Source organism: Robertmurraya dakarensis (assembly GCF_900156875.1).
Classification (GTDB): Bacteria; Bacillota; Bacilli; order Bacillales; family Cytobacillaceae; genus Robertmurraya; species Robertmurraya dakarensis.
Genome location: NZ_LT707408.1, coordinates 428133 through 448383, shown reverse-complemented (window position 1 = coordinate 448383; position 20251 = coordinate 428133). Strand labels below are relative to the sequence as shown.

General features: G+C 38.7%; 19 protein-coding genes and 3 tRNA genes. 6 read left to right on the top strand and 16 right to left on the bottom strand.

The features are described from left to right. Window positions 1-175: 175 nt before the first annotated feature. Entirely contained in the window at window positions 176-1411 is a 1236-nt protein-coding gene (locus tag CZ487_RS03240) for an IS110 family RNA-guided transposase (protein ID WP_077210804.1), read from the bottom strand. Window positions 1412-2024: 613 nt separating this feature from the next. Between CZ487_RS03240 and CZ487_RS03235 the strand changes: the two genes are divergently transcribed. Continuing rightward, window positions 2025-3191: a glycosyltransferase family 4 protein gene (locus CZ487_RS03235; RefSeq protein ID WP_077210803.1), complete on the top strand. Its 1167-nt coding sequence runs from the start codon at window positions 2025-2027 to the stop codon at window positions 3189-3191. Window positions 3192-3263: 72 nt separating this feature from the next. On the opposite strand, the gene CZ487_RS03230 is transcribed toward CZ487_RS03235, so the two are convergent. The 5 genes from CZ487_RS03230 to CZ487_RS03210 form a co-directional block, all read right to left on the bottom strand. Then, complete coding sequence (locus tag CZ487_RS03230) at window positions 3264-4250, bottom strand: Gfo/Idh/MocA family protein (protein WP_077210802.1); 987 nt, start codon at window positions 4248-4250, stop codon at window positions 3264-3266. Window positions 4251-4264: 14 nt separating this feature from the next. Next, complete coding sequence (gene hemG / locus CZ487_RS03225; RefSeq protein ID WP_077210801.1) at window positions 4265-5647, bottom strand: protoporphyrinogen oxidase; 1383 nt, start codon at window positions 5645-5647, stop codon at window positions 4265-4267. A gap of 269 nt (window positions 5648-5916) precedes the next feature. After that, complete coding sequence (locus CZ487_RS03220; RefSeq protein ID WP_077210800.1) at window positions 5917-7131, bottom strand: sensor histidine kinase; 1215 nt, start codon at window positions 7129-7131, stop codon at window positions 5917-5919. Between the two features lie 230 nt (window positions 7132-7361). Beyond that, a complete protein-coding gene (locus CZ487_RS03215; protein ID WP_077210799.1) occupies window positions 7362-8519 on the bottom strand; it encodes a pyridoxal-phosphate-dependent aminotransferase family protein in 1158 nt (385 codons plus the stop codon). Between the two features lie 201 nt (window positions 8520-8720). Then, window positions 8721-9731, bottom strand: a complete 1011-nt coding sequence (locus tag CZ487_RS03210; protein ID WP_077210798.1) for a VanW family protein — start codon at window positions 9729-9731, stop codon at window positions 8721-8723. 228 nt (window positions 9732-9959) lie between these two features. On the opposite strand from CZ487_RS03210, the gene CZ487_RS03205 reads away from it, so the two are divergent. Together CZ487_RS03205 and CZ487_RS03200 are read left to right on the top strand one after the other, a co-directional pair. Further along, window positions 9960-10385 carry an anti-sigma regulatory factor gene (locus tag CZ487_RS03205; protein WP_077210797.1) on the top strand — a complete coding sequence of 142 codons (426 nt, stop codon included), beginning with the start codon at window positions 9960-9962 and terminating at the stop codon, window positions 10383-10385. After that, the gene (locus tag CZ487_RS03200) at window positions 10360-12249 is read left to right on the top strand and encodes an ATP-binding protein (RefSeq protein ID WP_077210796.1); all 1890 of its coding nucleotides are present in this window, start codon (window positions 10360-10362) and stop codon (window positions 12247-12249) included. Before CZ487_RS03205 ends, CZ487_RS03200 begins: the two co-directional genes overlap by 26 nt. A 116-nt stretch (window positions 12250-12365) precedes the next feature. Here the strand turns inward: CZ487_RS03200 and CZ487_RS03195 are convergent, their stop codons facing one another. Beyond that, window positions 12366-13538 (bottom strand): TraB/GumN family protein, encoded by a 1173-nt coding sequence (locus CZ487_RS03195; protein WP_077210795.1) that lies wholly within the window; start codon window positions 13536-13538, stop codon window positions 12366-12368. 222 nt (window positions 13539-13760) lie between these two features. Next, window positions 13761-15287: a DHA2 family efflux MFS transporter permease subunit gene (locus CZ487_RS03190; RefSeq protein WP_077210794.1), complete on the bottom strand. Its 1527-nt coding sequence runs from the start codon at window positions 15285-15287 to the stop codon at window positions 13761-13763. Window positions 15288-15440: 153 nt separating this feature from the next. Between CZ487_RS03190 and CZ487_RS03185 the strand changes: the two genes are divergently transcribed. Next, window positions 15441-16331 carry a TetR/AcrR family transcriptional regulator gene (locus CZ487_RS03185; RefSeq protein WP_077210793.1) on the top strand — a complete coding sequence of 297 codons (891 nt, stop codon included), beginning with the start codon at window positions 15441-15443 and terminating at the stop codon, window positions 16329-16331. Between the two features lie 85 nt (window positions 16332-16416). Here the strand turns inward: CZ487_RS03185 and CZ487_RS03180 are convergent, their stop codons facing one another. The 5 genes from CZ487_RS03180 to CZ487_RS03160 form a co-directional block, all read right to left on the bottom strand. Then, window positions 16417-16878, bottom strand: coding sequence for a hypothetical protein (locus CZ487_RS03180; RefSeq protein WP_139339535.1), 462 nt, complete (start codon window positions 16876-16878; stop codon window positions 16417-16419). A gap of 9 nt (window positions 16879-16887) precedes the next feature. Continuing rightward, complete coding sequence (locus CZ487_RS03175) at window positions 16888-17136, bottom strand: hypothetical protein (RefSeq protein ID WP_077210791.1); 249 nt, start codon at window positions 17134-17136, stop codon at window positions 16888-16890. 86 nt (window positions 17137-17222) lie between these two features. Continuing rightward, complete coding sequence (locus CZ487_RS03170) at window positions 17223-18362, bottom strand: zinc-dependent alcohol dehydrogenase (protein WP_077210790.1); 1140 nt, start codon at window positions 18360-18362, stop codon at window positions 17223-17225. A 24-nt stretch (window positions 18363-18386) separates the two neighbouring features. After that, window positions 18387-18749: a spore coat protein gene (locus CZ487_RS03165; protein WP_077210789.1), complete on the bottom strand. Its 363-nt coding sequence runs from the start codon at window positions 18747-18749 to the stop codon at window positions 18387-18389. Window positions 18750-18766: 17 nt separating this feature from the next. Further along, entirely contained in the window at window positions 18767-18982 is a 216-nt protein-coding gene (locus CZ487_RS03160; protein WP_202617778.1) for a spore coat protein, read from the bottom strand. Window positions 18983-19147: 165 nt separating this feature from the next. Between CZ487_RS03160 and CZ487_RS03155 the strand changes: the two genes are divergently transcribed. Together CZ487_RS03155 and CZ487_RS03150 are read left to right on the top strand one after the other, a co-directional pair. Further along, window positions 19148-19354 carry a hypothetical protein gene (locus CZ487_RS03155; RefSeq protein WP_077210788.1) on the top strand — a complete coding sequence of 69 codons (207 nt, stop codon included), beginning with the start codon at window positions 19148-19150 and terminating at the stop codon, window positions 19352-19354. Next, the gene (locus CZ487_RS03150; RefSeq protein ID WP_077210787.1) at window positions 19351-19659 is read left to right on the top strand and encodes a spore coat protein; all 309 of its coding nucleotides are present in this window, start codon (window positions 19351-19353) and stop codon (window positions 19657-19659) included. The genes CZ487_RS03155 and CZ487_RS03150 overlap by 4 nt, the downstream gene beginning before the upstream one ends. Before the next feature lie 76 nt (window positions 19660-19735). Here CZ487_RS03150 and CZ487_RS03145 read toward each other — a convergent pair. From CZ487_RS03145 to CZ487_RS03135, 3 genes are all read right to left on the bottom strand, one after another. Next, window positions 19736-19808: transfer RNA gene (locus CZ487_RS03145), tRNA-Thr, on the bottom strand. Window positions 19809-19985: 177 nt separating this feature from the next. Then, a tRNA-Val gene (locus CZ487_RS03140) sits at window positions 19986-20061 on the bottom strand. Between the two features lie 67 nt (window positions 20062-20128). Further along, window positions 20129-20203: transfer RNA gene (locus CZ487_RS03135), tRNA-Glu, on the bottom strand. Between the last annotated feature and the right edge of the window lie 48 nt (window positions 20204-20251).

The window sequence follows — 20251 nt, the reverse complement described above, 5'->3', positions numbered from 1 at the left end:
AAGCCCAGTGGTAATATGTCAAGCACTAAAATTCAATGAATTGGAAATTAATATTGTCTTTCATTGAAAAGTGTTTAAAAAAGAGTATACCTAATAAACCTCACACTATTTTCAATTTTTTACCAATACTTTCAAGTGTGAAGCTGGGTGTTTGAAAGGGTGTGAATGAGAAGTTTTAATCTCTCCTTTCGGGTGGTGTGTACAACTGATTGGTGCGTAGTAGCGAAAACACCAATCGTACCAGTTTTCTTGCGGTTAAGACGAGAGCGCGTTTGTGTTTATGTTTTGGAACTTCATCGTACTTCTTTGTGTAAAAAGCTTTATATTCAGAGTCGTACTTTCGGATCTTATCGGCAGCTTGAATAAGGTAGTAACGCAGGTATTTATTACCTGTCCTCATTCTAGCCGTTTCCTGGGATTCGAATTCGCCTGATTGGTTCTGGTTCCATACCAAACCTGCATATTTCGCTAAGGCATGATGATCTTTAAATCGCTTTATATCGCTAATTTCAGCTATCAACCCTGCCGCATAAACGTCTCCAATTCCTTTTACAGACGTTAGGGTTTGCGGTATGCCTTTCATTAACTTGGCAATTTCTTTATCCAGACGCTTTACCTGTGACTCGATATGTTGAATGGTACTTAAAGTAACAGACATCGAAATATTTACGGGGTCCTGCATAGCCTTATTCAGCCGGTAAGATGATCTAGCCAACTTTTGAAGGTATTTTGCGATTTCCTCTGGCTTTTCAAATCGGTTTTTTCCTTTATCTTGCAGGAACTCGACGAGTTCCTCGAGGCTCATTTCAGCGATCGTTTCGGGCTCTAGTTCCTCCATGACAGCCATACTCGTAGCTCCGAATTTATCTGAAAATGGATTATCCTGTCTCAGTCCACTGAACTTTAAAAAGAGCTGGTTAAGGAAATACGTTTTATTTCGGGCAATCTCCCGCATAAAATGAAACCTTGTTCGCGTTAAGCGCTGAAGAGCTTCATATTGTATGGCATCTTTCATTTGGGCTGGCAGTCGGCCAAAGCGCAAGTGGTCAGCGATGACCCAGGCATCTATGCGATCGTTTTTTACAAGAGAATCATACCCTTTTTTGAAACGAGCGACTTTTCTCGCATTTAGTACGTAGATAGAGGCTTGAAACTTAGGTTCATAGCCTTTCATTTGGTCTTGTAGATAATGGGCAAGGTGCCAACTGTAAAGATCAGTGGCTTCCATCCCAATCTTCAATTGGTTGGCCTGACTTTTTTCCGCAGTTTCTAGCATTCGTTTGATCAGGGTTTCGGCCCCGGTTTGATCATTAGAAACAGAAAAGTCGGCGAGTGTGGACCCGTCCTCCTTCATGAAATGGACATGATGGGACTTCAAGCTTACATCTACACCAACAAGCATTTGTGACATACCAATCACCTCCAGTATGTAAGTTAATCAAGAACGTTCAGACCTGGGTGCCCACGGGAATCATCGATGTCTTCCTCGTCATCAGCACTCAAAGAAAAGAAGTCCATCATGAGCGCTACACTCACTTCTTTTACGGCGGCGCAACCAGTGGTTAGACCTTCAATAATGAACCATGGGTAGCAGGCTTATGAAGCAGTACACCAAAGTGTCCGCAAGGGGGAGAAGCAATATCCTGATACGATCCTGTCGGTTCCATTGTCCCATGAGCAGGTCTATGAACGCTATAAAAAAATGACGGAGTAAAACGCTGGAGCTTCCTCCATTCTCCGCCATTTCTCGATATTCAGTTAAAGGCATTTCAAAGAAGCAGTAGGGAAACTATCCCCCTGCGAAATAAGAACAACACATTAATCTATTATTGATAGTTTGAACTTTACCTCGGCTTCCCCATCAGGTGGGTGAAACAAGGGTAAAACTAAAATATTTAAGATGGGGAAGCCGAAAGGCTAACCTTGATAACCTATAGGAATCTAGAGTGAATTTTAGAGGATCCGGATCAACTGGAAATTCTTCTAGAAAGAGCTCTTACTAGTACTATACGAGGGGGAGCATGATGAGGTTAGCTTTATTCACAGACACTTATGATCCTGATATAAACGGCGTGGCCCGGACACTCAAGATGCTGACCGATTATTTAGGCAGACAGGATGTTGAGTTTAAAATCTTTGCACCAAGATCTGAACCACAGGATTATGTGACAAGCAATATCCATCGTTTCAACAGTCTTTCCTTTTTTTTATATCCTGAATGCCGATTGGCTTTCCCAAGCCTTGTTCAAATAAAGAATGAGCTCGAAGAATTCGGACCTGATTTAATTCATGTGGCAACACCATTTAATATTGGATTATGCGGGGTCTATTTTGCTAAAAAATTAGATATTCCACTTGTTGGATCCTATCATACAGACTTTGACCATTACTTAAAATACTATAACTTTGAATTTCTATCAAAAGTATTGTGGAAGTATATGCAATGGTTTCATCGCCCATTTAAAAGACTGTTTGTTCCATCATCCGAAACATTAACCAGCTTAGAAAAGCATGGCTTCTTAAATTTAGAAATTTGGGGAAGGGGCGTGGATTGTACGCTATATCATCCTTTTTACGATAAATTGGCTGTTCGAAAAAAATACAAGATACGCAGAAAATATTTATTAACGTATGTCGGAAGAATTGCTCCAGAAAAAGACATACACACCCTTTTAAACGTTGCCAATTCCCTGCCGCCGCCACTAAATGATCAAATTCAATGGCTTGTTGTTGGTGATGGCCCAATGCGCGAAGAAATTGAACAAAACGCACCTAGTAACATGCTTTTTACAGGTTATTTAAGCGGACAGGATTTAGCAGAGGTCTATTCTGCGTCTGATCTATTTGTGTTTCCTTCTTCTACCGAAACATTTGGAAATGTCGTTCTTGAAGCATTAGCCAGCGGAACACCTGTCGTTGCCGCAAACTCCGGAGGGGTAAGAAATATTCTCCAAACAGGAGTAAACGGAATTCTATGCGAACCAGGAAATGTCCGAGACTTTACTCAATGTATCATTAAGCTGTTAATCAATGACTCTAAGCGGAAACAATTGGGCCTAGAAGGCAGAAAATACGCCCTCACCCAAAAGTGGGACACCATCAACGAAAACCTGCTCCACCAATACTTCGAAGTTCTCCATGGTACCAGGTACCGTCAAAAGACAGTGTCCACTCTAGACGGACAGAAGTAATACAAAAAAGTGAGATTCCTTACGATAGACAATTCGTGGGAATCTGACTTTTATTTTTATTTCGGGGATGTTTTATTCTTTTTGATCTGCTTCGAAGATGATTCCGGCTGTTTTTCTTGCTTCTACCAGCATTTTCATAACGGAGTGTGTATGGTCTAGCAATTCATAACAACGCTCAAAATCTCTTTTAGTGTACATCTCTTTAAAAGCTGCTAATTCGTAATACAAACGGTTGCTGTTACTCTGCATGTTTAATGAAATTTCCTCATCATCTATATGGACAATGACTCTTCTGCACCCATTAGCTCCATTTTCAACGTGAAGATACCCCTTCTCACCTTGGATTAGAACAAAATTCATACTATTAGAATCTTTACAGCCAACACATTCTGCAATAAAATCAGGATATTTTAGCAGCAAAACTCCAGATGTATCGATCCCATTCCCATGTTTGTTCGCCTCATAGTGAATTGATTGAGGAGATCCAAATAAATTCATCACAAAATGCAGGTTATAGATATTAATGTCTGTAAGGGCTCCTCCTGAGAATTTCAGATTAAACACATTGGGAGTTTCTCCACTTAATAACTGGTTATATCTACTTGAATACTGACTATAGTTGCATTGAATGAATGTAATGCGGCCAAGCTTATCAATCTGGTTCCTTACAAGTTCATAATTCGGAAGATGTATCGTCGATATCGCTTCAAACAGCATAAGCTTTTGCTTTTTCGCAAGCGCCATTAAGCTCTCGGTTTCTTTCACTGTAGAAGTAAAAGGCTTCTCGCAAATCACGTTCTTTCCATTTTCTAAGGCTTGGGCTGCATGCTCATAATGGAAACTATTTGGAGACGCAATATAAATAAATTCAATAGATGGATCTCTTAACATCGATTCATAATCGGTATAAATAGAATCAATCTCGTATTTTTCTGCTAATGGCCGAGCACTCTGCTCTTTCCGAGAATACATCGCCACACACTTAACATCGTCTATCTCATTTACTGCTGATAAAAAAGAATCAACAATCGACCCCGTCCCAACGGTAGCTATTTTCAATACAAAACACCTCTTTAAAGTTTCTGAATCACCTTTTTCGCCGTATTCGCTCCGTTTTCAATACAATCTGGTATTCCGACACCATAATAAGAACAGCCGGAAATATAAATACCAGGGTATTCCTCAGCAAGACTTCTTTCCACATCTTCAACGCTTTGAGGATGCGTAATTGAATAATTCGGCATCATTTCTGACCAGTCCGTAACTTCACTAACACTAGGTTCTGCTTTAATACCCAAGCTTTTTTCAATATCCGCAAGTGCCACTTGAAGAAGTTCTTCCTTGCTTTTCCCATTAATTTCATCAAATCTAGGGTGACTGCTTTTATAAAACATTCTTATAAGCAGATTTCCTTGTTTTGATGTATGCTCCCATTTCCTGCTCGTCCATGTACAAGCATTGCATGACAGTTCAAAAGTTGCTGTCACAAAGCCCGTCGCCTCAGTCGGGAGCACATCATCAGGAATATCAAACCCTGCATAAACACTGATAAGTGAACTATTCGTAAATTGCGCAAACTCTTTCTCAAGAGCAGTATTTTCGAATAATCTCTCCGCCGCATCATGCGGGATGCTAAGGATTACCTGATCAGCCTCAATTATTTCTCCATTTTCATAGGTCACAAGATATCGTCCTTGGCTTTTCTCAAGCTTGACTGCTTTATATTCCTTAAGGATTTCAACATCCTCCATCTTTTTCACGTATCCATTAATAAGGGTGTCGAGACCGCTTTTAAAAGAAAAGAACTTCGCCCCGCTGCGGCTTTGGAATTTCGCTTTATTTGCCTCTAATCCCTTTATGATACTTCCAAATTCCTCTTTATAGTCAAAAACAAATGGAATCGTTGAGGAGATCGTCAAATCATGCAAATTCCCTGAATAGACACCGGAAAGAATAGGAGAAATCTGCTTCTCTACAAGTTCTTTTCCTAAAAAATACTCCAGGAATTCTCCAATAGAGTCGCTTTTTGTAAAGGTCTCATTCTTCGTATATAAATCCTTCAGTGCTTCCACTTTTCCCTGTGCCGAAACGAGAGTGGTGGTTGCTAATGACTCCACACTTGCAGGGATTCCAAATACAGCATCAGCAGGTACTGGCTTTAGTTCTCCATCAGCAAAAATCAGCGAGCGTCCTGTCGCATTATAAACAATTTCCTCCTCAAGCCCCAGCTCTTCTATGGAAGACATCATGCTTGCTTTACGGGAAACAAGAGAATCTGCCCCCGCTTCCATCAAAAAGCCGTCTTTGTGAACCGTGGAAATTTTCCCGCCTAATTCTGAAGAACCCTCTGTTAAAATAAGCCTTACATCTGAATGATTATTCTTTTTCCATTTTTGAAGGTCATACATGGCAGATATGCCGGTGATCCCTCCACCAATTACTAAAACTGTTTTCATTTATTTACACCTCTATTACGTTGACTTTCTCATTTTCTCCAAGTTTAACATGTTTTATCTATAAAGCAGGTGATCCTTTTCACACGGTTCACGTTATTGTCGAATTTCCCTGCACAATCATTGATCAAACGTTTGATCAAATTCACTCAGGAGCCTATCCTGCCGCACTTTCCGCATACTTTTCTCTTAGATAAGCCTGCTTTCCTCTTTTTAAAATCGTTCACTGCTAACTGTATAATAATAGGCGCAGCCTTGTTAAAGCCTTGCGCCTAATTACTCTTATATTCAATTGAAGGAAAGCGTATCGTGACAGTTGTTCCGTGCCCCTTTGAAGATTGGAAGTCTATTCTGCCTTTATATTTTTTAACAATATTAAAGCAAATCATCATCCCTAATCCTGTTCCTTTACTTTTTAAGGAATAGAAAGGAGTTCCTAAAGAGGCAATTTCTTCTTCAGACATTCCTTGTCCCTGATCTATAACGTTTATGACCACTTTATCATTTTCCCTGCTAGCCGTAACAAAAACCAAATCCCCCGTCTTAGAGGCCTCAATGGCGTTTTTAATAATATTTATTAGTAATTGTTTAAACTCAATATTACTCGCAGCAATGTAACATTCATCTGTTATTTTTAATTGGATTTGATTATCATTTAACAGTCCATATGAATGCAGCAGATCTGTAACACTCTGAAGAACATGCTTGACGTCCACTTTTTCAGTTGCTTTTTCTTTTTCTGGCTTAGCGACTGATAAAAACTGAGAAATTACCTGCTCAGCCGTATTTAACTCATCAATCATCAAAGCAATATGCCCTTTTCGATCGGCGGAAAAGGAAGTGTCTTGCTGGAAAAACTGCAAAAACCCCTTCACGACAGTTAGAGGATTTCTAATTTCATGTGCAACAGCAGCTGCGAGCTGGCCAGTTGTCTTCAAACGTTCAGACTGCTGTATTTGCTCGTAGTACAATTGTTGTTTTATCATTCGTCTATTAGTTAGGTAAAAAATAAAATACACAATAATTTGACTCGCAATGAAATTTATAACATTACCGATTAGGTCCTCTTCTATATAGGGATACTGCTGTCCTTGATCAAAAATCATAATATAACCAAATAATAAGATAATACCTGCACAGTTTAATGACAAAGAAAAATAAAAAAGCTTGGAATCAAAAAATAAAATTGAGAATGCTGGAATAAAGCATAATAAAATAAAATTGGATGACGTCTCTGGATATAAAAAGAAAAGCGCATAAAAATAAACAGAGGCAACGATTGTAATGGTTATTCTAAGCGAATCTGTTCGAACCTTAGGAAAAAGCAATAAACACATAGATAGAGTTACCACCAATATAATATGTACGACATAATCTAATTCAAATTCATCCATGCGGACATTATTAATAAATAAGCCCATTATCATAACGGCTATCGCGCACAACACAACGACATAATATATTTTATTTATATTTATTTCCTTCATACATACCCCTTTTGTAACAAGTCTATATTCACATACTAAAATATACCATTATCTTGGTAAAAAAGGGGCAGGAATCACACATTTTTAATAGATTTTGCTAGTAATACCATTAATCTATCCGTTTGCAACGGTTGCACCTTAAGTGACAAATTAACCCCCTTTAATAAGAAAAATCATCACCTTTTGCTACTTGGTGATGATTCCCCTTCCTTCTTTTTTTAAAAAAAGAATTAACTAACGATTGATCTGAAAGCCTTTACTGCTTGATCAGCATCAACAGAATATCCTTGCTCTTCCATTGTTTCTCCGATTAGAACAAGTGCTTTTTCAAGCATTTCAACCGTTGTGTTCCCCATATGTCCAATTCTAAATGCTTTTCCAGCCAGATGCGCAAGTGCCCCAGCCACAATTAATCCTTTTTTAGCAAGAGCAGAACGGAATCCCGCATCATCCATTCCTTCAGGGTAAAGAATACAGCTCAGTGTAGCAGCTGCTACATCTTCTTCTGCAAGCGCCTTCATTCCATACACACCTAGGCCAGCTCGCACTCCTTTTCCATAAGCCGCATGACGCTTATAGCGATTTTCCATCCCTTCTTCAAGCACTAGCTTCATTCCTTCATCATATGCATAGATGAGGTTAACAGGTGGTGTAGCAAAATACTTGGTCGGGTCATTCATAATAGGAATCCAATTATATATGTCACAGTAATACGCTGTTACACGTTCCATTTTCTTTCTTGCTGCTAATGCCGTCTGGTTAAAAGCCACAATCGCAAGACCAGGAGGCACTCCTATCGCCTTCTGAGAGCCTGTTAACACAACGTCAATCTTCGCATCTTCACTTCCGTAGGTTTTGCTCATATCTTCTTCCATGGCAGCGGTTGCACAAACACCATCAAGAATAACAAGCGCCCCATACTTTTTAATAATTGGCACAAGCACATCTAAGTTAGCAGCAACTCCTGTTGAAGTATCTGCGTGGGTCACAGTAACAGCTTTATAGTCACCATTTGCAAGCTTGTCCTCCACAGCTTTCGGGTCTACCTGCTTTCCCCATTCAGCTTGAATCACGTCTACGTTTATTCCAAAAGCTTCACCTAATTTAATAAAGCGGTCTCCAAAAAAGCCATGGCTCACCACTAAAAGCTTTTCACCTGGTGAAACGGTATTAACAAGTGCCATTTCCATTGCAATCGTACCTGAGCCAGATATGACGAAAACTTCTCCGTCTGTTTTTAGCATATCTCTAGTTTTCTCTATTGAGCTCTTGTAAGTAGCAGCAAATCTAGCATCTGTGTGACTTCTAGTCTCTGATGCTAATGCATCATAAATAGAATCTACTACTGGTGTCGGTCCCGGGATAAGAAGCATTTCTTTATTACGCATAAATCGTCCTCCTAACCATCTTATAATAAAAAACTATTTCTCTTTAACTATACAACTTCCCCCAAAATAAAGGAAGGTACCTGGTACCATAAAAAGACATTGTCCACCTCAAGCGGACAATGTCTTTTTGTAATAAATTACAATAAATAAACTCAAGCCCTGTTTCGGCTTGAGCTTTTGGGTTTTCTTTTGTTGTTATCTTTATAATTGGCTTTGGTTTGCTTTTGAAGTCCTAACCTCTACTGTAAGTGCTCCTCCATTAATTACAGCTTTCAGAAGAAGTGGTACGTTTGTGGTATTTTGAAATCTGAAATCGAGCCCTCCGTATGAGACCGTCGCATCTCTTCCATTTGGCACATACCCAACACTCACGGAATGATGGTGTTTCTCTACATAGTCCACAGCAAGATGATCTACTGCATTAAACAATGTCGAAGATGTTTGGCAAATTCCTCCTCCAATCCCTTCAACAAGCTTCCCATTCACAGCTTCCATTGCCTTTTGATAACCATGCTCTGCATCACTAGGCCCGACGGTCGTATTAAAGGAGAAGATATCACCAACTCCGACAATAACATTATTAATAGCTTCTGCGGATAGCTCAATATTTTTCGACCTGCCCGCCACACTTGTATCAAAATAGGTAGTATACGAAGCGACTACCACTTCATTTAACTGAGTAACTTCCTCCGGGTTATAACCGCTTTCTGTAATATATAAAGGAAGCTCGACAACTCCTCCCTTTTCAGAAGCAGCCACCACCTTCTCCACCAGCTCAGCTTCATCAAGAATAACCCGCGGACTCCCCTTGATGATTTCACCGTCCGGTCCCAATTTATCTGGGATCATTCGTTGGTCATATCCTTCAGTTGTTTCCGTTCCTCTCGCCAATTCCTTTGCCCAGCTTTTCAATTCCGCCTCATACAGCTCATTGTCAGTACCAAATCCCATCTCTTCCGGTTTAAACATTGTAACTACTTCTTTTGTATTCGGATCAATCACCTCTATTTGAGCGGGCTTTTCCTCTTCTATTGGTACTTCCTCATCTGTTTCTTTTTCTATCTCTTTCTCTTGCTGGGCAGCTAACTCCTTTTGAAGCTCCTCAACTTGTTTTTCTAACTCTTGCTCCTTAGCAGTTTTGTTAGAACATCCTAACAATACGATGAAACTAATAAACATTGCGACCAATACGAAATTACGATACTTCCCCATTTTTTTCTCCCCAACTCTTTGAAAAATTTCTAAATTATTACAGGTTTATATTTCCAATTCCATTGTATTCTGCCTTCACACAACTTATGACCAGCAGAAGGTCCCTTTAGTTTCAGCGGAATGGGAATTTTCGATATTTTTAAAAAACTAACTCACACAACTGTATAAATATGCTAAAATATTTTTTATAGTTAACTATTAATCGACCGAAAAGGATGGAATACAAAATTGTTCAGGATTGTAATTGAAAATGAGGACGATGTGTATATGGCATGCTCGATCGGTAAAAAGGTAGCAGCAGAGCACGGTCTTAACAAAACACAGCAAACGAAATTAGTCGTGTCTATTATGGAACTAGCTCGGAACATTGTCTTCTATGCCAAAAGAGGAGAAATCATTATTAATGACATTCCCTCTTATGGGATCGAAATTATCGCTAAAGATCAAGGTCCCGGTATTCCAAATCTTGATCAATATATTGATCACGCATTTCCATCCAAAAAAGGCTTAGGGTTGGGGTTATCAGGGGTGAAACGTTTGATGGATGAATTCGAAATTACTACCGCCATAAATATGGGAACAAGGGTTAGAGCAGTGAAGTGGATTAAAGAAGGGCAGGGTAAACACAATGACAACATTACCTATCGCCCATGACTATCCCTATGGGCTAATTGAATTAAACCCAGATGGAACAATACAAAAAATAAATCCTGAAGGGAAAAGATTACTAGACTTTGAGGTCGAAGGTACAAACAATATCTTCAATTTGATAAAAAACAATGACGCAAAGACAAATCTTCATGAATGCTTTATGGGGAAAAAAAGAGATTTTTTTGTAACCATTGACTCGCATCCATATTTCTTTTTATTTCATGAGAACAAGGAAAACGGGAAGACAGAAAAATTTTATCTATACATCTTTAATATCAATTCCTTACAGAGTTCTCATGATCATACTAACTGGAATAACCACTTATTATCTTCAGTTGGTGAAATGGCTGCAGGGATTGCCCACGAGGTTCGGAACCCTCTCACCGCTGTAAGAGGTTTTCTTCAGCTAATGGAAGAAACCGCGAGTCAGGAGTATTATCAAATTGCCCAAACAGAATTGGAGAGGGCAATTAATATCCTCAACGATTTAATGAGTGTGTCAAAACCTGAGTTCGCCCAAGAAAAGCGGACAACTTTTAACATCTGCCGAAAGATCGACTCCGTTCTTCTTCTATTTCAAAATCAGCTTTATAACATTCAAGTGGTGAAGAAGTTCGAAAATGAAGACGCATTGGTGGTTGGGCGGAAAGATCAAATAAAAAAAGCATTATTTAATTTAATAAAAAACGCCATTGAAGCCATGCCAGACGGAGGCACTTTGACCATCGAACAAACTGATAATTATTCAGAGGTTCAAGTCAATATCTCTGACGCTGGTGTAGGGATACCGAAAGATAAGGTGCGTCTCTTGGGAACTCCATTCTTCACTTTAAAGCAAGATGGAAAAGGAATGGGGCTTGCTCAAGTCTTTAATGCGATACAAAGCAACAACGGAAATATCCGCGTAACAAGTGAGGAAGGAAAAGGTACAACGTTTTTTCTCAGCTTTAAAAAAATGCACACCCACTCTTTTCTAGGAGGACAGGCAATGATCGAAACAGTTGATTCAAAAGTAGAATTATCTCAATTTTTATTTAAGAATTTAGACTTTTACACTCAGGAATGGCTTCAATATTTGAGCAGAAATAAGAGCTACCTGAATTCTGTTCTAAAAGAGAATGGTCAGCTCGATGATTATCATAAAAATGGCAACCCAATCATGAGAATTGTCGCTGAAAATATTTCTGAAATTAAAACAGAAGAAATTATGGATATCGCAAAGGAAAGAGGACTTAACAGTGCTAAAACAGATTTTCCTGTGCATTTAGCGTGGGAACTTTTCCTATCATCCCGCGGAATCATCTGGAATGCAATTAAATCCTTTTACAGCGAATCTGATACAAACCTTAACATGGATGAATTTTTTATATTAGAACGGAATGTCAATGACATCATCGACCTTTATCTTGACGCCTATACTGCTTATTATATTAACTACAAGGACGAATTAATAAAAACACACCGCGAAACAGTTGATGAACTATCAGTCCCGATTATCCCGTTAACTGATAATGTTTGTATACTTCCAATTGTAGGTAATGTCGATACGTACCGGGCAAAGAAAATCCGTGAAAAAACACTATTTCGTGTAAAAGAACTAAAAGCTAGAAGATTGATTATTGATATCTCAGGAGTCCCGTTTGTTGATACGGCAGTGGTCAATCATTTATTCAAAATCGTTAAAGGGTTAAAATTATTAGGCTGCTCCACCATTTTAACCGGAATTGGTCCAGAAATTGCAGATACGATGATTGAGCTCGGAGTTGAAATTGATTCTGAACTACAAACGCTTTCAGATCTGCAGCAAGCAATTGTATACATTCAGAGACAGCCAGATTATAAACCTAATCTCGTTAGGCGGAATTAAATGAGCTTTTATACATTAAAAGGCCCGAATCTTCTGGATTCAGGCCTTTTATGTTCAAAAAAGGTTTAGCTCATAAAAGAACTAAACCCCTTCTTCCACTAAATAATTTCTATCCTCTAAAAGTTTTCTAAGAATAATCTGATTACGTCTGCTCCTCCAATAAATGTCCCTAGTGAGCTTCCAATATTCGCTAGCACAATGACTAGTAAAATTCGTGTAACCTTGTTATTCCAAAAACCTTTCACCGTAAAAACATCAGCGGAAAGCGTTTCAAAATCACCAACATTCGGACGGCGAAAATAAGCTTGTACAAATCCCGCAAACCATCCTGCTGCAAGTAAAGGATTCAATGATGTAATCGGTGCTGCTACAAATGCAGTGAGTATGGCGGCAGGGTGTCCGAAAGCTATAGCAGTTCCGATAGCAGATAACGATCCATTCCAAACCACCCAACTAATCGTTTGCTGCCAGCCTGCTGCAGGATTAGCCCAGAATGTGTAAGCAATAATTGCTAAGATAAGAATAGGGATTGCCCAGCCAATGACTTTCGGCGCTTTTGATTTTGGAGGCCGTTCAGATAAACGCTTTAAATCATGGTCTTTTTTTATTGCTTCCTTAATACCAGGTACGTGGGCAGCACCTAAAACGGCAACAATTTTTTCACCAGGAGCCGTTTTAATTTTTTGAGCTAAATACTGATCCCTCTCATCAATTAAGGGCACTTTTAGTTTCGGAAAAGTTTGTGTGAACTCATTAAGAATCGAGTTAATCATATCCTGATTTTTCATTTTTTCTAATTCTTCCTCAGTGATGGTCTCATTACTGAAGATACTTGCAATTACAGAGGTAAGGAGCTGCGCCTTCCCCCATAGACCCACATTACTCCAAATACGAGAAAAGGTGATTTGGATATTTCTATCAGCTAGAACAAGTGTAGCGCCCGTTTCTTTCGCAGATTCTATCCCTTGAATCATTTCTTGACCTGCATTAATTCCTAATTGACTCGCCATTCTTTTTTGGAAAGATGAAATCGCTAAGTTCATTAGTAATAATGTAGCCTTTTTTTCTTTAATGACTTTAAATATATCCATTTCCTTCCATTTGTCACCAGACATAATAGACTGATACCTTTGCTCATCAAGTTCTACACATACTGCGTCAGGCTGTTCAGCTTCAATAACTTCCTTTACCTGCTCCGCGCTTTGTTTCGATACATGAGCAGTACCGATTAAAATGTATTCTTTGTTATCTAAATGAATCCTTGTTATGTTTTGATTTTCTTCAGACATAGATTACCTTCCTTTTACTCCGTTCTATTTGAGAGCCCGCTCGCTGAAATAATTTCCACTATTATATAATAATAAACTAGAATCATCATAATGAGAATTACTTTTCCTCCTCAAACAAAAATGCCCACTTCATGAAGTGAGCATTCCTCTTTTTCGTCCAAACAACACTGTCCACCCCAGAAAAACAAACAAAACAAACTGTCCACGAACGGTACCAGGTACCTAATTATTTTTTGCTAATTTAGGTACGACTGGTTTGCTTTTTTTTTCGTTTGGTTCGTCCGCTGGTGTTGCTCTTTTAAGGAAGAGCGCCAGTATTAGCGACACACCCATTAGAATGGCAGAAATGATAAAGGTGAAGTTAATTCCTTCCAGCATCGCTTTTAACATAATTTGCTGCTGCATTTCAGCTAAGGCAGCTTCAGTTGGCTGACCAGTCACATTAATCATCGCTTCTTCCGTTAAACGCTGGGCAGCTGCTGTCTCCCGAATTGACATAATAGTAATAAGCAACGCTGTACCAATAGCAGCTGACACCTGATTTAATGTATTATTCATTGCCGTACCATGTGGATAAAGGCTTCGAGGCAGCTGGTTTAACCCATTAGTTGAAACAGGCATCATGACCATGGACATGCCAAGCATCCGCACAGAATGCAAAATGACAATATAGACAACTCCCGTTTCAAATGTCAAATTACCGAACATATACGTTGTCACCGTTATAACCGTAAGACCAATCACAGCCAAGATACGGCCGCCATATTTATCAAATAACCTGCCTGTAACCGGAGACATCAAAGCATTCAAGACTGCACCAGGCAAAAGCATTAATCCAGCACTCATAGGAGAAATTCCGCGTATCGTTTGAATATAAATCGGTAAGAGCAGAAATCCAGAGAACATCGCCATATTTAATACCATCGTAATGGCTGATGCTAATGAAAACATCGGGTACTTATATACGTTAAAATTCAACATTGGGATATCGAGCTTCGATTGACGTAAAATGAATGTCACTAAAGAGATGACCCCTATAATAATAGTCACATATACATGAGGACTGCCCCATCCTCTGCTTCCAGCGGAACTGAATCCGTAAAGGAGCCCCCCAAAACCAACACTCGACAGCATTAAAGAAAGCATATCAAGACGGATGTTTACTTTATCTTTTTTATCTTTAAGCAAGAAGAAACCGACTAGAAGAATAACAAAGGCAATCGGAGTGATAAAGTGGAAAAGCATTCTCCAATCATAATGTTCAACAATCCACCCAGACAATGTAGGGCCAATTGCTGGTGCAAACATTAAAATTAAGCCAAAAATCCCCATCGCAGCTCCGCGTTTTTCAACCGGAAAACTGATTAACATAACATTCATAAGAAGCGGCATCATAATAGCAGAACCTGATGCCTGAAGCATCCTTCCTGCCAGCAACACAGGAAAAATATGAGCGCTTCCCGCGACAATCGTACCGATCGTAAATAACCCCATTGCCACTAAGAACAAGCGCCTCACAGAATATTTTTGAATTAAAAAAGCTGTTGTCGGAATTAAAATTCCATTTACTAACATATAACCAGTTGTAACCCACTGCACAGTTGCAGTATCCACCTCTAAATCTATCATGATGGAAGGTAACGCAATATTCAATAAAGTATTATTTAGAAATGAAATAAATGCACCTATCATTAAAATCGCAAGAATTCCATATTGCGGACGGTCAACTCGATTTATTGTATCATCCATTGAAGCGCCCCCCTAGACATACAGTACATTATATTGTACTCTAATTTCAGATAAACAATATCATATATCACGATTCCAAATATTGCAATAAAAAAACTCAGCATTTATAGATTGAAAATGGTCATATCAAAAACTTCAACAAAGGTGGTCAAGATGAACGCGCGAAAACAGCAAGTAATAAAAAAAGCACATGAGCTTTTTATCGAAAAAGGGTTCCAATCCACATCCATCCAAGACATATTAGAATACAGCGGAATTGCCAAAGGAACATTTTATAATTATTTTTCTTCTAAGAATGAATTATTAATCGAACTTTTCAAGACAATTTATAAGACACTCGAAAAAGAACGGAATGATTTGCTTATTGGACAAGATCCTTCAGATATTGAAATTTTTATAAAGCAGATTGAAATGGCCGTGGAGACCAATAGAGCAAATAAATTATTCTCGCTATTTGAAGAAGTTCTTGTTTTAAACGATGACGACCTTAATCAATTTTTTAAAAACGGAAATTTACGCATGCTTCGATGGCTTTATTATCGCTTTATTGATATTTTCGGAGAAGTTAAAAAACCCTATTTACTTGATTGTGCCATTATGTTCACAGGAATACTGCAGCATAATTTGAAATACACATCTTTAACACGCGACACGAAAGTCGGTATCAAAAAAATCGTTCGCTATAGCGTTGAACGCATCGTTAAAATGGTTGATGAAGTTTCAATGTCAAAAGAGCAGTTAATTCCTCCTGAGCATCTTGAAATTTGGCTGCCGAATGACAAGGATAATATTCATACCTATAAACACAAATTACATCATCATGTTACCGAAATTAAAAAAAGTCTATATTCTTTTAGAGACCAATCAAAATACATTGAACTATTAGATTTTATTCAAGATGAATTGCTCCATTCATCAAGCCCCCGCAAGCACCTAGTAGAAAGCGCACTTCAGTCGTTACGTCCAGGGGTTAATAGTAAGGAAATACAGGAACTAAAGGAGCTTATTACAGCCTATTATGAAACAGCAGATACCAAAAACTAACTGAGCATTCGCCCTTTAAACCATTAAAATTTCTAGCTTACGTCTAGAAATTTTTTCTTTGTTAAAAAACTAAAAAAACGACTGTTTAAGTTCCCAGCCGTTTCCTTTTTAGTAAAAGTCTTTTTAATAGATATCCTACTGCCACACCTGGGATGACTGATAACATCGGCAGCCATACAGGTCCAATTAACACACCGAAAATCTTAAGTTTATTAGCAAAAATTAACCCGACTGTTACAAAATATCCGCAAAAAACGAATGGAAGGAAATAATAAGGATCTTTTCCACCGCCCGCATCCCTATACGCATCCCACATTGAAAAAAAGTACAAACAGGGATAAAACATAAGCCATTGATAATCAGTGTGCAAAATGGCTTTCTCTATATCCCCATGAAAGCTTAGTATAATTACTTCATTAAAATTCGCTTGGACATTGACCAAGATTTCTAAAAAGATAAAAACAATACCTTTTATAACTTTGCCATTTAATAATTGACCAAATCCAGGAAGGGCTATGCTCCAAAACAATGTTTCTTTTGGGGTCAGCACATTGTTTTAACCCCTCGAAACTGCTTCTTGATTATATTCTTCTGAGAATTTTTTAAAAATAACTCCTGTTATGATCCTCATGTTTTCCCATCCTCTGTTGTTTTTTACTTCAATCATTAAACGGCGAAAGACTTCCCAATATCTCTTCAATATCTCTCCGGTCAACGAGAAATAACGAAGTCTCTTATGTAATGCCAGGTTAGATAATTTTCCCAATGTATTAACGGTCATCCCATGTCCATAGATCGTTTTCATAGACCAACTCCCTTTTCCGTTAACAATAATATCTCCTTATTTCGTGGAAATATTTGCAAACTCATAAAATTTTTATTAGAAAATGATTAGTGAGGTTTCAATAAAACTTTGATGCAATTATCCATTTTTGTATCAAATAGTTCGTAACCTTTTTTCGCATCCGCTAATGGTAAAATATGTGTAACAATATCAGAAAGATTGACTTTGCCTTCACTCACCATCTGATATAGCTGCGGAATTAACGGAATAACATGCGCTTGTCCCATCTTTACATTTATGTTTCGTTGAAAAATATCACCAAGCGGAAAGGCATTATACCTGCTCCCGTAAATCCCTGTTAATTGAATCGTTCCACATTTCCTCACTGCTTGTGCAGCCGTAACAATAGCACCCATTGCTCCGCCATGAAGCTTTAAGCCTGTAGCAAGGAATTCAAGTGGTGTCATCTTTCCATCCATCCCTACACAATCAATCACTACGTCTGCCCCGCCTTGAGTTATTTCTTTTAAATGCTCCCCAATATGTTTTTCTTGTTCAAAGTTTACAATCTCAACATTATTCGTTTTTTTAGCATGCTGCAGACGATAGTCAACGTAATCAACCGCAATTACCCTTTTTGCTCCTTTTAGCCAAGTAAACTTTTGAGCCAAAAGTCCAACAGGTCCACATCCAAGAATAATAACCGTATCACCATTCTTGACCCCGGCATTCTCCACACTCCAATAAGCTGTTGAAGCAGCATCTGAAAGCAATACAAGCTGTTCATCCTCTACTTCACAATCATCCGGTAACCGAAACGGAGTAAAATTGCCATATGGCACACGCAAATACTCTGCCTGCCCTCCAGGATAACCGCCTGTTGTTTCTGAGTAACCAAAATACGCACCCATATCTCCATTAGGGTTGGCTTCATCACATTGGCTAGTATACCCTTGATCACAATACCAACAACGGCCGCAACCAATATTAAATGGGACGATCACACGATCACCTTTTTTCAGGTTTGTAACATCAGGTCCTGCCTCTTCAACTATCCCGATTGGCTCATGTCCGATTATATAGTTTTCAGGCATATTCGGAATCATGCCATGAATTAAATGCAAATCTGATCCACAAATCGCCGAAGTAGTTACCTTCACAATAATGTCATCACTTTTTTCAATACGGGGATCTTGGACCTCTTTTACAGCGACATCTTTAATCCCCTGGTATGTAACAGCTTTCATATTGCATGCTCCTTTTTATAAAAATTATTTATATGGCGTTGCAAACGTTCCGAGCCTGTCCGTATCCATAGGAAATAGTTCCATCTCTGCAATCGCTAAAGCCATGTCAGCTGACTTGATATCCATCTCGATCTGTTTTCCTAGGTCATGCGGGTGGAGCCAGCCCTTTTTAATCATTAATTCCGTAGCTTCTTCATACAAGTCAATCGCTTCTTCCATTTGATTAACGAGAGCCATCCTTAATTCCGGACTTGCCGTCTCAGTTATGGCCACTGCATAGTAACGAATGCCCGTTTTTACAGATAATAAGAAGTCCAACGCAAAGGATGCATCTGCCATTTTCGGCATCCCTTCGGCGTATTTAGGATCTAAATAATCTTGATTCATCGTCTGTTCCACCTCTTTTAATTAATCTCAGTCCTTGCTCCAGCATAAAGCTCCTTTATTTCTTTAATTGCTTTTACCGATTGGTGAACATCCTTTTCCATAAGGGCTTTCAAGTCATTATCAAAGCAGATCCCTTGCATCAGTTTAGATTTCATCAAACAAATAGTTTTAAAATTTAAAATCTCATGCGTATCCATCGTTTCATGAAAGGCTAATGTGGCTTGTTTTTCCAAGAGTCTCTCCCCTTCTTTACTGTTGTTGGTATTTATTCTTCATGTAATAGTGTTTTTTAACAATAATTCTTTTTCTATTTTTGTTAGAAATTGTTAAACACTGTTCTTGAATAATTTTTCATCGTGACCACAAAATTAGAATTGATAAGGAAAGGAGCCAATACAGTGACAAAATACTTAGCCCTGCATGAAACGTTAGAAGTACATGAAATATTAACCTTTAAAAATTTATGTTTAACGAAAGCCACTACGATGAGCGGCCTTGTTCAGGACGAAGAATTGAAAACTATTCTTTCAGATGATGTTGCAGCTGGTACAAAATTCATCAAGCACCTGCAAGGATATTTATCAGATAGGAGTACAAAATCATGAACAATTTAATGAAGAATATCATGGGATTAGGCGGTATGACTGATAAAGTAATCGCAACTGATTTTTTAATCTCAACAAAAGCAGGCATCAGAAACTTAGCATTTGCGATTACCGAAACAGCAACACCCGAACTAAGAGCAGGTTTGCGCGAAGAATTACGGAACTCTATTAAAACTCATGAAAGAATCACAAATTATATGATCGCAAAAGGCATGTACCACCCAAATAACCTAAGCGAACAGCTGGAGGTCGATTTCCAAATAACAGAAACCGCTTTAAATCTTTCTTCGAAGAAAAACGAGTAATGAGCGGATATATGGGTATAAAAAAACAGGAATTTATTCAATACGATCATTGAATAAATTCCTGTTTTTAATTTGATGCCGGCCAGAGGACTTGAACCCCCAACCTACTGATTACAAGTCAGTTGCTCTACCAATTGAGCTAGGCCGGCTTAATATAGCAATCATTAATATGCGGTATTGATCTTTGAAAGACGTCATCCTGATCTCAGAAAGATTATTCAAGCAGCAGCTCGATCAGTATGCTGAAGCTTAAGCAGGATGCTTATTCGGACGTGCTCTACCAATTGAGCTAGGCCGGCATAGATTATTTTCACGTAAAAAAATCATGGTGGAGGATGACGGGATCGAACCGCCGACCCCCTGCTTGTAAGGCAGGTGCTCTCCCAGCTGAGCTAATCCTCCGATGCACAAAATGTGCGAATACACGCTTTGCAACAGGACGTTGCGCTTCTAGCATCCTTCATTTGAATGGTGACCCGTACGGGATTCGAACCCGTGTTACCGCCGTGAAAGGGCGGTGTCTTAACCGCTTGACCAACGGGCCAAAAAGCATAACCAACTTAACGACAATAGTTATTTTAATAAATTAATA

Excerpts from the sequence above, each read along its gene's own strand:
- CZ487_RS03170 (WP_077210790.1), bottom strand. The coding sequence starts at position 18,362 with ATGAAAGCTGTTACATACCAGGGGATTAAAGATGTCGCTGTAAAAGAG.
- CZ487_RS03150 (WP_077210787.1), top strand. The coding sequence starts at position 19,351 with ATGAACAATTTAATGAAGAATATCATGGGATTAGGCGGTATGACTGAT.
- hemG (WP_077210801.1), bottom strand. The coding sequence starts at position 5,647 with ATGAAAACAGTTTTAGTAATTGGTGGAGGGATCACCGGCATATCTGCC.
- CZ487_RS03195 (WP_077210795.1), bottom strand. The coding sequence starts at position 13,538 with ATGTCTGAAGAAAATCAAAACATAACAAGGATTCATTTAGATAACAAA.
- CZ487_RS03215 (WP_077210799.1), bottom strand. The coding sequence starts at position 8,519 with ATGCGTAATAAAGAAATGCTTCTTATCCCGGGACCGACACCAGTAGTA.
- CZ487_RS03190 (WP_077210794.1), bottom strand. The coding sequence starts at position 15,287 with ATGGATGATACAATAAATCGAGTTGACCGTCCGCAATATGGAATTCTT.
- CZ487_RS03185 (WP_077210793.1), top strand. The coding sequence starts at position 15,441 with ATGAACGCGCGAAAACAGCAAGTAATAAAAAAAGCACATGAGCTTTTT.
- CZ487_RS03240 (WP_077210804.1), bottom strand. The coding sequence starts at position 1,411 with ATGTCACAAATGCTTGTTGGTGTAGATGTAAGCTTGAAGTCCCATCAT.
- CZ487_RS03165 (WP_077210789.1), bottom strand. The coding sequence starts at position 18,749 with ATGAATCAAGATTATTTAGATCCTAAATACGCCGAAGGGATGCCGAAA.
- CZ487_RS03220 (WP_077210800.1), bottom strand. The coding sequence starts at position 7,131 with ATGAAGGAAATAAATATAAATAAAATATATTATGTCGTTGTGTTGTGC.
- CZ487_RS03200 (WP_077210796.1), top strand. The coding sequence starts at position 10,360 with ATGACAACATTACCTATCGCCCATGACTATCCCTATGGGCTAATTGAA.
- CZ487_RS03210 (WP_077210798.1), bottom strand. The coding sequence starts at position 9,731 with ATGGGGAAGTATCGTAATTTCGTATTGGTCGCAATGTTTATTAGTTTC.
- CZ487_RS03175 (WP_077210791.1), bottom strand. The coding sequence starts at position 17,136 with ATGAAAACGATCTATGGACATGGGATGACCGTTAATACATTGGGAAAA.
- CZ487_RS03235 (WP_077210803.1), top strand. The coding sequence starts at position 2,025 with ATGAGGTTAGCTTTATTCACAGACACTTATGATCCTGATATAAACGGC.